Consider the following 11,112-nt stretch of genomic DNA (forward strand, 5'->3'; position numbering starts at 1 on the left):
TCTATCGAGAGGCGAAAGGATGGTTAGGGCTAAGAGAATATCAGGTTCGCGAGAAAGAAAGCCTTCTTCGCCATTTTATCCTGGTGTTTTGTGCCTACACTTTTATTCTCTGGCATCACTTAACCGGGGGACTACAAAGGCAATGGGCGAATAAACCTTTGGAGACATTTACTGATGCTTTGGAGGCTTTTCGTACAGCGATGTCTTTTCGTTTTTTCCCTTGTCTAACGCAGAATATTGATGTCTTTTCCGCTCACAAAGCGGCTTTGGGCTACATTTGGGCTTGAAATTTGTTTAAGTCCCATTAATAGCATGATTAGCTCCCAATCCCACTTGAAAAACCCGCTCCCTTCTCCACACTGCTGTAACAAAAAACAACTATCCCCCGATAGCGATCGCTAAAGGTCGAATAATTATAAATTTTTGTCAAGGGGTGCGGTCAGATCGAAGAATCATCGCTAGAATGAGCCTAATTGTCAGGAATTTAGTTAAACAAGGTTTTTGGCAAGATGCTAATCTGGCTAAGACGCTTTTGGGGGTGATATAGGGGAAAAGTTCCAGCGATTGCGCCTAAATGGAGTGATATACAGAAGGTTGACCCATATCGTTACTCTGGAGAGTTTTATACAGAAAGTTGACCTATAATATGTAGTTATGTTTTCAAGAGAAGAGAAGAAATGTTATCAACACTTCTAAGTAAAGCTGTACAAAAAGCTCAAGAACTACCAGAAGCAATTCAAGACGAACTGGCAGAGCAGTTTATTGAAGACATCGAAAATGAAATCAAATGGCAAGAAACATTATCTAAACCCCAAGACAGCTTAATTCTCAAAGAACTTGCTCAGAAAGCTATTGCGGATTCAGAAAACGGACAGACTGAAGAAATGGGATTTGATCAGCTATGAAGTCGGAACTAAATCCAGATTTCGTCGGCTTATTTCAACAGCTACCAGAAAGAGTGAAAAGAACAGCCAGAAAAAATTACAAGTTATGGAAAGATAACCCAAGTAATCCAAGCTTAGAATTTAAGGAGGTCAATCAAGAAGACCAGATCTGGTCAATCAGAGTCGGTATAGGTTGGAGAGCGCTAGGAAAAATCAAGAATAAGAATGTAATTGTTTGGTTTTGGATAGGCTCTCACCCAGAGTATGACCAATTGTTAAAGAAGTTGTGAACCAAGAAACATAACAAATCACCGCACCCGAAATAATAGTGAAATTTTGTGACAAAGTGCAGTCATATCTAAGAATCTTTGCTATAGTTTCGGAAAGCTTCTGTGATAAGTTTCCTTAAAGGAGATTGTTTGCAGTAAGCTAATCTGGCTAACACGCTCTTGGGGTTAATATAGGGAAAAGTTCTGACGATTGCGCCTAAATGGAGTGATATACCGAAAGTTGACCCATATCGTTACCCCAGAGAGTGTTATACAGAAAGTTGACCTATAATATGTAGTTAGCTGGCTAATTTGAAATGCTTCTGAGGCATTTGAAGAAACTTATTTGAGCTATCCTTACCATTTCATGCGACACAATTTCATGCGACGAAAGAAGAAAGCTCAGCAAAGATTGTCACCCTGGTTATCTGCACTACCAGTTGCGATTTTCCTGACCAGTTGCGATAGCATAATTGCGACTGGAGTCCGTTTTAGCTCTCCGCTTCCTGAACTCAGCAAAATTGCAGCCTTCTCGATCATATGGCTTATACCCGCATTCCTGATTGGGATATTTGTTAGTATAGATCATGATGAGATGACTACAGGGTATGGATCTGATGGTATAGTTTTTTTGCCAACAGGCAAGACAGTTCCTGGAGATCCACAGTCAGCTAATTTCTTGGCGAACCTTTGGCTTGTGGCTTATCCCATCGGCTATTTTTACTACACACATCTTGATAAACTAGCCTTGACATTGACGACTTTCCCTAATTTGGATTGGATTTTACTTAGGATTATTTTCCCGGCGTTGTCTCTTGCTTTGATTGCTTGGGTTATCTTAGCAATTTGGGAATTTTCTGATTCATTCTTCATTTTTAGGTGGTTAATTCTTGGTTGGAAAATCTTAGTCTCGCTTGCAACGATTAATTTGATAGGGTGGCTGCTTGCACTATTTGTTCCTTGGTTGTTAAACCTGGTTATTGATTTAGCTTCATGGCTCTTTCGGCGATAGGTTGAACCAAAATTTTGTACTGCGATAGTATTTGGGTACTCATTGCGATCGCCGATCTTGTAGGGTGCGTTAATGAAATGTAACGGTGCGATTCGTTTCTAGGGGAATAAATAGCCTAGAGTGCCGATAAAACAGCATAACTGACAAAAAGGATGTAGGTGAAAGACCTACCCTGTAAGGGACACAGTGACTCCCGACCTGCCCCCAGTGACTGGACTCGGAAATCTAGAGGCTGAAGCGGGGAACAAGGACGCAATCAGAGCCAAAACAGATAGGCGCAAGGAGCGTTAACGGGGAGACAATAAGGGAAAACCAGAAAAAGCGTCCAATTTCAGAGCAACAATCTGAGCTAAAAATGTTGACTCAACCTTCTAAACTCGCAGAGCTTTCGTTACGGTATCTGCTATCCCTAGAGTTGAAGGTGGGTGAAGTGGTCAACCCTAAGTTGTCAAAACAATCCAACAGTCGGAACGAAGAAAAACGATGATTAGGTCAAGAGAAAAGTCGAAACTCAAGTAGGTTGGACGAGCAACGTAACCCCTAACATCGGGTAGGACGAAGCGTAATTGCTTCGAGGTAATCAGAACACAAGAAACCAAGTAGAGACCAGTTAGACTCATGATTAGTAATAGTTTTAGAGAACTGTGGAACAACATTCCGTGGAAGAAACTCCGTAGGAATCTATTCCGACTACAATGTAGATTGTGGAAAGCCATGAGAGTAGGAGACAAGGCAAAAGCCAAAAATCTTCAAAAGCTAATCTTAAAATCTCGAAGTGCTAGATTACTGGCAATTCGTCAAGTAACTCAACTAAATGCTGGTAAGAAGACAGCAGGAATAGATGGGAAAGCATCACTTTCATTCCGAGAAAGGTGGGAATTAGAATCAGTCCTAGAAACCAAAGTCTGGAATTGGCAACATCAGGGACTGAGAAAAATTCCGATAGCCAAAAAGGATGGAACAACCCGGATGCTCAAAATTCCTACCATCTCAGATAGAGCTTGGCAATGTCTTGTCAAATACGCCCTAGAACCTGCCCACGAAGCCACATTTCACGAAAGGAGCTACGGTTTTAGAACTGGACGTTCCGCTCACGATTGTCAAAAAATACTCTTCTTAAACTTAAGAAGTAGCAGCAACGGATTAAACAAAAGAATCCTAGAATTAGACATCGAGAAATGCTTCGATAGAATCAACCACAACACATTAAGGGAATTAATCATTGCTCCCCAAAGCATCAAAGCTGGATTGATGAGATGCTTAAAAGCAGGAGTTAACCCAGAATTTCCTGAACAAGGAACTCCCCAAGGAGGTGTCGTGAGTCCATTACTAGCAAACATCGCTCTCAATGGAATAGAGAATATTCACTACTCAGTCAGATATGCTGACGATTTGGTGTTCCTTCTTAAACCCCAAGATAAAGCGGAAGAGATTCTGGAAAAAGTCGCAAGTTTTCTAGCTACAAGAGGTCTAAACATTAAGCCATCGAAGACAAGGTTAGTAGCCTCGACAGAAGGATTTGACTTTCTAGGGTGGCACTTTGTTGTGCAAGCCAACGGAAAATTTAGAAGTTATCCCTCAGAGGAAAACTTTAAAGCCTTTCGTCAGAAAGTTAAAGCCATCATCAATCACTCGAATTATGGGGCAAAGATTAAAGCCCAAAAATTAGCTCCAATAGTCAGAGGATGGAGAAACTACCACCGCTATTGTAAACTGAATGGCTCAAGATTCTCATTATGGCAACTTAATCATAGGACATATAAAGTGTTCTTAAAAGAAAAAAAGGTAAACCGCCAGATGGCTGCAAATTTAGTCAAAAAAGCGTTTCCACCTGTGCCATATTCAGAAAACAAGCACATCAACGTTAGAGGAGATTATTCGCCTTTTAACGGTGACTTAGTTTACTGGTCTAAGAGACAGTCCAAACTTTACGATGGAGCAACTTCTAGGTCTTTAATCCGACAGAACCATACCTGTGGATATTGTGGCTTGAAATTTATTGATGAGGAAAGAATACATCTGCACCACATCGATAGAAATCACGCTAATGGTCGAGCCAATAATCTTTTGGCAGTACACGAATCATGCCACGATTACATCCACAGGTGCAAAAGTGAAAGCTAAGATTATCGGGAGCCGAGTGCGGTGAAAGTCGCACGCTCGGCTCTAAGAGAGAGGTGCGGAGGATAATACCTCCCATCGACTCTACCCACCTTATTTTTATTGCTTGTCCTTCTGTATCCCATAGGATACACTTAGGGCATGATTGAAATTCGCCAGACCGAAACCTACTCTCAGTGGTTTAGCAATTTGCGGGATCGCCAAGCAAAAGCACGTATAGACATTCGTGTTCGTCGCCTGTCTATGGGCAATCCAGGCGATGTTAAACCAGTAGGAAAAGGTGTATCGGAACTGCGGATCGATTATGGCCAAGGCTATCGGGTGTATTTCATTCAGCGAGGCGAGACCTTGATCATCCTCTTGGCAGGAGGAGATAAGCAAACTCAAGAACGGGACATCAAAACAGCATTAAATTTAGCACAAGACTTATAGGAGATTTTCATGGCTACTATCCAAACCTATCCTTGGGATGCGGCAGAACATCTCGAAACAAAAGAAGATATAGCTGCATATCTTGAAGCAGCTCTTGAAGATGGCGATCCAAGCTTAGTGGTAGCAGCATTAGGTGATATTGCTCGATCTAAAGGGATGACACATATTGCCCGTGAAACAGGGTTGGGGCGTGAAAGTCTCTATAAAGCTTTGTCAATCGAAGGCAATCCAGAGTTTGCCACAGTTCTTAAGGTCTTACAATCACTTGGGTTACGCCTCCAAGTCGTACCAATTGCCTAACTTCACCGTTATACTGAATCGGTTTTTAATAGCATGATTAACTCCCAATCCCACTGGAAAAACCCGCTCCCTTTTCCCCACTTTCTACTCCCCCATACCTGTTAAACGGGATTTAGGATCAGAGCGATCGCTAGATGAAAGGTTAAGTAATGTTAAGATCATAATTCTTCATGAAGAAAGCGCACGATCGCCGAGTAACTGTAGTCAAAAATACCAAATTTTGCCCCAGTCACAATACAGTAGGGATCAAGCGCGATCAATCGAAGCAAGAATTTTCTCCCCAGTATCTATGAATCAATCAGAAAGTTGCGGTAAGGTCTATCTCGTCGGTGCAGGTCCCGGAGATCCCGGTTTGTTGACCTTAAAAGCGAAAGTTCTCTTAGAAAATGCCGATATTGTCCTCTATGATGCCCTAGTTAGCCCCTCGATTCTAGCCATGATTAACCCCAGGGCCGAACAAATCCATGGGGGTAAGCGTCGCGGTCGTCATTCTCTAGTACAGGAGGAAATCACCGCTTTACTGATCCAAAAGGCCCAGACTAATGCTGTGGTTGTTCGTCTCAAGGGGGGTGATCCCTTTGTTTTCGGTCGCGGGGGTGAAGAAATGCTCGATCTGATCGCGGCCGGAATTAGCGTCGAGATCGTGCCAGGGATCACTTCAGGAATTGCCGTGCCTGCCTACGCCGGTATTCCCCTCACCCATCGCGATTATAGTTCTTCCGTTACCTTCGTCACCGGCCACGAGATGGCGGGTAAATATCGTCCTCAAGTTAACTGGTCAGCGATCGCCCATGGTGCGGAAACAATTGTCGTTTACATGGGTGTGCATAATTTACCCTATATTATCGGCGAGTTAACCAAGGCCGGCAGAAGTCCAGAAACACCGATCGCTCTGATTCGCTGGGGAACAACACCGCAACAACAGCAGTTAATCGGTACTTTCACCACGATTATGGACCAGATCGAAGCCACCGGCTTTGAAGCCCCAGCGATCGCTGTTATCGGGGCAGTGGTGGACCTTCACGATCTCTTGCAAGCGGGACAACCTTTGCTATCGAGGACAATCCCCCCTACACCCATTTCTCTCTGATTCGGTTTCCATGCGTCAATATCAAAAATCCCTGACGATTACCACCAGTCCCAAGAATTTCCATCGTCTTACCGCCCCCATAGAAGCGATCGTGGCTGAATCGGGCATAACGACGGGATTATGCAGTGTCTTTGTCTGTCACACCTCCGCTTCTTTGCTGATCCAAGAAAATGCCGATCCCGATGTTCTCACCGATTTGGCCAATTTCTTCGCCAAGTTAGTGCCGGAAGATAGCAGTCTCTACTATCACTCTACCGAAGGGCCAGACGATATGCCCGCTCACATTCGCTCAGTCCTAACCCGGACATCGGAACAAATCCCGATCGCTAGGGGTAAATTAGTTTTAGGGATCTGGCAAGGTATCTATCTCTGGGAACATCGTCAGAGTCGTCACCAAAGACAAGTGGTGGTTCATATCACAGGGGTCTGAAGCTTTGCGTATAGTTTTGTAATAGAAACTTTACTCGTACCCCTCATCGGAGTAAGATTTTTTCCGTGTACGATCAAATTGTTCGCTTTTTGAACAAAGAACTTCATATTTCGTAACAAAAGGAAACAATTTATGCGAAAATTGTTCGCTCTGGCCCTGGTGCTATCTCTCTGGTTCACCTTTGCCGCTCCAGCGTCGGCTGATTTGTCCAATCTGACCCCTTGTAGCGAAAATCCCGCTTTCCTACAAAAAGCGAAGAGTTTCCGCAACACCACTCTCGACCCCGAATCGGGAGCCAAACGCGCTCAAACCTACTCCCAAGCTCTCTGTGGACCCGAAGGCTATCCTCACCTAATTGTTGATGGTCGTTGGGATCACATGGGTGATTTCTTTATCCCTAGCATCCTATTCCTGTACATTACCGGTTGGATCGGTTGGGTTGGTCGGGCCTATTTAATCGCCGTGCGCGACAGCAAAGATGCCGAAATGAAGGAAATCATCATCGATGTTCCCCTCGCTTTGAGCAAAATGTTAACGGGGTTCCTCTGGCCGTTAGCGGCTTTACAAGAAGCCACTTCTGGTAAATTAACCGTTAAGGATTCGGAAATTACCGTTTCCCCTCGTTAATTTTTGTGTCAAACCCTTGACTTTTTATTCCCTAGGAGAACTCAGATGGAAGGACTTACTAAATTTCTCTCGTCCGCACCCGTGTTAATTATGGCGCTGCTGACTTTCACCGCCGGGATTTTAATCGAATTTAATCGCTTTTATCCCGATCTCTTATTCCACCCGCTAGGTTAAAGGCAATCTCAGGTGATTAAAGGGGATACAGAGTCCACTGTATCCCTTTTTAAGGGCAACGATCGGAGGGATTGGGAGAATATTAAGAAAAGAAAGGCACTGGAGACGACAGGCTCTAAAAATCGATAAGATACAGGTGTCTGCAACCACAGAGGTGGGACAAACCATGCTGTTAGATAGAGATTTGATGCTAGGAAAGCGTCTGCGGTATCAAGAATTACAAGAAAAATTAAAAGAGATTTGGCAGGGAGAAAACGTTCCCGAATCGGATGAATGCGATTATGATATCCTCGTTGTCCCTTCTTTTAGTATCGATCAGAGAGTCGGTCAAAAAGTGGCGGGTTTTTTACATTACGAAGAAAGATTATTATTTTCTCTGATTCGGTTGCGACATCCGAAAACTCGTTTAATCTATGTAACAGCGCAGCCACTGGCGCGGATGGTGATTGATTATTATCTGCAATTGTTGCCTGGGATTCCTTTTTCCCATGCTAATAATCGTCTGTTATTACTGACAACTCACGATAACTCTTTTCAACCTTTAACCCAAAAAATTCTGGAAAGACCGCGCTTAGTAGCAAGAATCCGGCAAGCGTTGCGTCGAGATCGTGCCTACATGGTTTGTTTTAATTCTACTAATTTAGAGCGAGAATTGTCTTTACAATTAGATATTCCTTTATTTGCCTGTAGTCCAGACTTATTGTATTGGGGTTCTAAAAGTGGCAGTCGCGAGATTTTTAGTCAGGGCAATATTCCCCATCCTGACGGTAGTTTACAGGTAAATACGGTCAAGGATTTGTTGTATGAGGCCGCTAGTTTGTGGTTCCGTCAACCGCAATTAAAACGCATGGTAGTGAAGTTAAATGAGGGGTTATCGGGAGAAGGAAATGCAGTTTTAGATTTACGTCCTTTAGGGGTAATTGTTGATAGTAACAGTCTAGATTTAAGCGAGAAAATGAATCTCTTGTCCAAACAATTAGAGAAGATGAGTTTTCAAGCAAGGGATGAAAATTGGGAGAGTTTTTCTGGCAGAATTGCTGAATTAGGGGCAATTGTCGAAGCTTTTATTGAAGGAGAAGAAAAGCGATCGCCAAGTGTGCAAGGTTATATTACACCCACGGGAGAAGTGAAGATTCTTTCCACTCACGATCAAATTTTAGGGGGTCCCGATGGTCAAATTTATCTAGGTTGTCATTTTCCTGCCGATGAAAATTATCGCCTACAATTACAGGAATTAGGTCTAAAAATAGGGGAAATTCTGGCAGCCAAGGGGGCAATTGAACGCTATGGAGTTGATTTCGTCGCTGTGAAAAATCCAGAAACTTTAGTCTGGGATTTACAGGCGATCGAAATTAATCTGCGAAAAGGAGGAACCACCCATCCTTTTATGACTTTGAAGCTTTTAACTAATGGTAAATACGATCGAGAAACTGGATTATTTTTCAGTCAACCTCACCAGGAAAAATACTATATTGCCTCCGATAATCTCCACAAACCCCAATACAAAGGTTTACTTCCCGATGATTTAATGGATATTATTGCTAAACATCACTTGCATTTTGATAGTAGCAGTAAAACGGGAACAGTTTTTCATCTCATGGGTGCGCTGTCAGAATTTGGTAAATTAGGGTTAACTTGTATCGGCAATTCTAGTGAGGAAGCTGCGGCAATTTATCAGCGTGTGGAACAGGTGTTAGATTGGGAAACAGAGCATAGTTCCATAAATTTAGGTTATTATTCTGGATTACCGATCACTTGGATATAGAAGGTTTTTCTGGCAAAATTTTGCGTTTTAGGGAATCAATGGCTCGTCCCGGTACTTCCGTCGCTTGAGCGAGAATTAAATTCCAAAGATAACCGTATTTAGGGAAATTTCTCAGGAGAATCACCTCGGCAATAAAGTAAAAACGTTTAGTTCTTTTATACTCAGGAGGATTATCTTCAATCCGCAGTTGCTCGGCTATTTCTGGCAGCCAATGACCGATAGTTTTACCTTGCTCAAAAAACTTGGCCTGAATATATAAACCCAGTAATCTATCTAAACACCAAAAGGGAATATATTTAATCGGGCCGGTGACACTCATGGAAGCAGTAATCTCTTTAACTGCCGGTTGTACCAGTTCGTTTTTCCAAACTTTTTTATCAAAGTTTTCCATGTGAGGACCCTTTTGATCTCGACGTTTCCCGATCAGGGCGCTAGGATTAAAAGGATTATCTAAAGGAGCGATCGGTGCTTCTAATAAATAAGTATTCTCTTTAAATAAGTTACTATTATTTTCTCTTCTGCTACAGATAGCTAAACTTTTTACATCGGGAATTGTTGGCCAAGTACTCTCTAATTTTTCTCGTTCACCGTAGGGAAATCCACGTCTGGCTAATCGCAATACCCAACTGTTGGGAAAGCGTTCAAAATAGTCTTTAACTAAGGTGACGATCTCCGGGTGTAAATATTCATCGCAATTGATTGTGAGAATATAAGTACCTCTGGCATTTAAAAATCCTGTACTTCTTTGAATAATTTCACCTCGTAAAGCACAGACAATCTGTTTCATGCGTGGATCATTCACCGGCGAAGGTTTGACCCCAGGAGGATGAACTAAAATAAATTCTATATCTCCCTTGACTTTCAACAATTCTCCTAGCCAATGTTCGCCAAATCCCTCGCGCATCGGGATAACGATCGATAGAAAAGTATTAGACATAAATTAACTCGTTAGATTTGCTTGTGATTTATCAAAGTTGTCTTGACCGTGATGCACTTAACTGGTTTAAATAGCTTCTAAATATTTGCTATCGAGCAGAAATGAGCCTCGATCGAATTTTACACCCCAATAACCCCCCGGCCGGCGATCGATAACCGTGCCGATATCGTCGATATTGAGCAGCTCTGGCGGCCGTAACATAGGCATAGGATCGGCGGTTTTCAGGTAAGGGGGAATGGCAATCAGACGGACTTTTCCCCCGATGCTAATTTCACTCATGGTACTGACTAGATGCGATCGTGACATCGTATCTCAACTTAGCATATTTTAAATCATTCTAAAGATAGATTCCCTAGGGAATAGGTATTCTGTAGGCTGTTGCCATCCGCCTTTGGCGTTGGGTTGGGCTGTTGCTTGACCTAGCTGGGAGGGTGGCGATCGCTATCAGTACAATCAAAAAAGCCAAAATCTGAATCGCTAGTTGGGGAGAAGAATGTAAAGATTTATTAAATTGTACTTTTTGATACAGTTGTGGGGGGGGGAATGTGTATAATCTCGTTGTCTCCCTTTGGAGTTGGGTTGGGGTGTTGCCTAACCTAGCAAAGAAACGACAAAAGTAGGCTAATAGCCTCAAAGCTAAGACTACAAACTTACACACAAAAAACACTACTCAGGAGTAAAAAATGAAAAATTGGACTTTAGCCTTAGCTCTTGGAGCGGCTGCAACGACTACAATGATTGGCTTTGGAGTAAATCCTGCTTCGGCTTTGACATTTAATGTGACTTTCGATATAGATTTTCCCTCTGCTGCCAATCCCACACCAGTTAATGCCACATTGATCACGGATGATTTTTTGACCACTGAATCAGGCTTTACTGGATATAGAGTTACATCCATAACTGGAACTCAAGGTACAGAGCCTATAACTGCTCTAAGTACAGGACAAAAAGCTTGAAAAGTAGGCGGGAGTGGGGTTTTATGAGAAATAGCACTAATCTCGAAACCCCTATGAACCAGTATAATGCGTTGAAACAAGCTCTCAAACCTCATTTGCGATGGCACGGAGCAAG

The 11,112-nt window shown here is 42.8% G+C and carries 15 protein-coding genes and 1 pseudogene; 13 read left to right on the forward strand and 3 right to left on the reverse strand.

Annotation, left to right across the window (positions count from 1 at the left end; all coding sequences use genetic code 11):
- The 4 genes and pseudogenes from O9334_RS20795 to O9334_RS20810 form a co-directional block, all read left to right on the forward strand.
- A pseudogene (locus O9334_RS20795) lies at positions 1–287 on the forward strand (IS701 family transposase); the annotation flags it as partial.
- A 390-nt stretch (positions 288–677) separates the two neighbouring features.
- Positions 678–905 carry a hypothetical protein gene (locus O9334_RS20800; protein WP_002750228.1) on the forward strand — a complete coding sequence of 76 codons (228 nt, stop codon included), beginning with the start codon at positions 678–680 and terminating at the stop codon, positions 903–905.
- Positions 902–1,174: a ParE family toxin-like protein gene (locus O9334_RS20805; protein ID WP_288002249.1), complete on the forward strand. Its 273-nt coding sequence runs from the start codon at positions 902–904 to the stop codon at positions 1,172–1,174. The genes O9334_RS20800 and O9334_RS20805 overlap by 4 nt, the downstream gene beginning before the upstream one ends.
- A 325-nt stretch (positions 1,175–1,499) precedes the next feature.
- On the forward strand, positions 1,500–2,165 hold the full coding sequence (locus tag O9334_RS20810) for a hypothetical protein (RefSeq protein ID WP_288002251.1): 666 nt from the start codon (positions 1,500–1,502) through the stop codon (positions 2,163–2,165).
- Between the two features lie 440 nt (positions 2,166–2,605).
- Here the strand turns inward: O9334_RS20810 and O9334_RS20815 are convergent, their stop codons facing one another.
- The gene (locus O9334_RS20815; protein ID WP_288002254.1) at positions 2,606–2,785 is read right to left on the reverse strand and encodes a hypothetical protein; all 180 of its coding nucleotides are present in this window, start codon (positions 2,783–2,785) and stop codon (positions 2,606–2,608) included.
- Between O9334_RS20815 and O9334_RS20820 the strand changes: the two genes are divergently transcribed.
- The 8 genes from O9334_RS20820 to O9334_RS20855 all read left to right on the forward strand — a co-directional run bounded on the left by O9334_RS20820 (position 2,784) and on the right by O9334_RS20855 (position 9,104).
- Positions 2,784–4,289, forward strand: coding sequence for a group II intron reverse transcriptase/maturase (locus O9334_RS20820; protein WP_288002256.1), 1,506 nt, complete (start codon positions 2,784–2,786; stop codon positions 4,287–4,289). The two genes, O9334_RS20815 and O9334_RS20820, sit on opposite strands and share 2 nt — an antisense overlap.
- A 138-nt stretch (positions 4,290–4,427) precedes the next feature.
- Positions 4,428–4,718, forward strand: coding sequence for a type II toxin-antitoxin system RelE/ParE family toxin (locus O9334_RS20825; RefSeq protein ID WP_072927249.1), 291 nt, complete (start codon positions 4,428–4,430; stop codon positions 4,716–4,718).
- A 9-nt stretch (positions 4,719–4,727) separates the two neighbouring features.
- Positions 4,728–5,018 (forward strand): addiction module antidote protein, encoded by a 291-nt coding sequence (locus O9334_RS20830; protein ID WP_002757266.1) that lies wholly within the window; start codon positions 4,728–4,730, stop codon positions 5,016–5,018.
- A gap of 289 nt (positions 5,019–5,307) precedes the next feature.
- Positions 5,308–6,108, forward strand: coding sequence for a uroporphyrinogen-III C-methyltransferase (cobA, locus tag O9334_RS20835; RefSeq protein ID WP_288002258.1), 801 nt, complete (start codon positions 5,308–5,310; stop codon positions 6,106–6,108).
- A gap of 10 nt (positions 6,109–6,118) precedes the next feature.
- Complete coding sequence (locus tag O9334_RS20840; RefSeq protein WP_045362918.1) at positions 6,119–6,538, forward strand: secondary thiamine-phosphate synthase enzyme YjbQ; 420 nt, start codon at positions 6,119–6,121, stop codon at positions 6,536–6,538.
- A gap of 132 nt (positions 6,539–6,670) precedes the next feature.
- Entirely contained in the window at positions 6,671–7,165 is a 495-nt protein-coding gene (locus O9334_RS20845; RefSeq protein ID WP_045362915.1) for a photosystem I reaction center subunit III, read from the forward strand.
- A 45-nt stretch (positions 7,166–7,210) separates the two neighbouring features.
- A complete protein-coding gene (gene psaJ, locus O9334_RS20850; protein WP_002738148.1) occupies positions 7,211–7,339 on the forward strand; it encodes a photosystem I reaction center subunit IX in 129 nt (42 codons plus the stop codon).
- A gap of 166 nt (positions 7,340–7,505) precedes the next feature.
- Complete coding sequence (locus O9334_RS20855) at positions 7,506–9,104, forward strand: peptide ligase PGM1-related protein (RefSeq protein WP_288002267.1); 1,599 nt, start codon at positions 7,506–7,508, stop codon at positions 9,102–9,104.
- On the opposite strand, the gene O9334_RS20860 is transcribed toward O9334_RS20855, so the two are convergent.
- Together O9334_RS20860 and sipA are read right to left on the reverse strand one after the other, a co-directional pair.
- Positions 9,091–10,041, reverse strand: a complete 951-nt coding sequence (locus tag O9334_RS20860; protein ID WP_288002261.1) for a glycosyltransferase family protein — start codon at positions 10,039–10,041, stop codon at positions 9,091–9,093. The two genes, O9334_RS20855 and O9334_RS20860, sit on opposite strands and share 14 nt — an antisense overlap.
- Before the next feature lie 66 nt (positions 10,042–10,107).
- Positions 10,108–10,320 (reverse strand): regulatory protein SipA, encoded by a 213-nt coding sequence (gene sipA / locus O9334_RS20865; protein WP_002777112.1) that lies wholly within the window; start codon positions 10,318–10,320, stop codon positions 10,108–10,110.
- Positions 10,321–10,724: 404 nt separating this feature from the next.
- On the opposite strand from sipA, the gene O9334_RS20870 reads away from it, so the two are divergent.
- Positions 10,725–10,997: a hypothetical protein gene (locus tag O9334_RS20870; RefSeq protein ID WP_288002264.1), complete on the forward strand. Its 273-nt coding sequence runs from the start codon at positions 10,725–10,727 to the stop codon at positions 10,995–10,997.
- Positions 10,998–11,112: the final 115 nt, after the last annotated feature.

The sequence above is a fragment of the Microcystis sp. LE19-8.1F genome (genome assembly GCF_027531715.1).
In the GTDB taxonomy this organism is placed as follows: Bacteria; Cyanobacteriota; Cyanobacteriia; order Cyanobacteriales; family Microcystaceae; genus Microcystis; species Microcystis wesenbergii_A.

Coding starts and splice junctions, on each gene's coding strand:
- O9334_RS20800 (WP_002750228.1), top strand. CDS start 678: ATGTTATCAACACTTCTAAGTAAAGCTGTACAAAAAGCTCAAGAACTA.
- O9334_RS20805 (WP_288002249.1), top strand. CDS start 902: ATGAAGTCGGAACTAAATCCAGATTTCGTCGGCTTATTTCAACAGCTA.
- psaJ (WP_002738148.1), top strand. CDS start 7,211: ATGGAAGGACTTACTAAATTTCTCTCGTCCGCACCCGTGTTAATTATG.
- O9334_RS20855 (WP_288002267.1), top strand. CDS start 7,506: ATGCTGTTAGATAGAGATTTGATGCTAGGAAAGCGTCTGCGGTATCAA.
- O9334_RS20830 (WP_002757266.1), top strand. CDS start 4,728: ATGGCTACTATCCAAACCTATCCTTGGGATGCGGCAGAACATCTCGAA.
- O9334_RS20845 (WP_045362915.1), top strand. CDS start 6,671: ATGCGAAAATTGTTCGCTCTGGCCCTGGTGCTATCTCTCTGGTTCACC.
- sipA (WP_002777112.1), bottom strand. CDS start 10,320: ATGAGTGAAATTAGCATCGGGGGAAAAGTCCGTCTGATTGCCATTCCC.
- O9334_RS20825 (WP_072927249.1), top strand. CDS start 4,428: ATGATTGAAATTCGCCAGACCGAAACCTACTCTCAGTGGTTTAGCAAT.
- O9334_RS20820 (WP_288002256.1), top strand. CDS start 2,784: ATGATTAGTAATAGTTTTAGAGAACTGTGGAACAACATTCCGTGGAAG.
- O9334_RS20840 (WP_045362918.1), top strand. CDS start 6,119: ATGCGTCAATATCAAAAATCCCTGACGATTACCACCAGTCCCAAGAAT.
- O9334_RS20860 (WP_288002261.1), bottom strand. CDS start 10,041: ATGTCTAATACTTTTCTATCGATCGTTATCCCGATGCGCGAGGGATTT.
- O9334_RS20815 (WP_288002254.1), bottom strand. CDS start 2,785: ATGAGTCTAACTGGTCTCTACTTGGTTTCTTGTGTTCTGATTACCTCG.
- cobA (WP_288002258.1), top strand. CDS start 5,308: ATGAATCAATCAGAAAGTTGCGGTAAGGTCTATCTCGTCGGTGCAGGT.
- O9334_RS20870 (WP_288002264.1), top strand. CDS start 10,725: ATGAAAAATTGGACTTTAGCCTTAGCTCTTGGAGCGGCTGCAACGACT.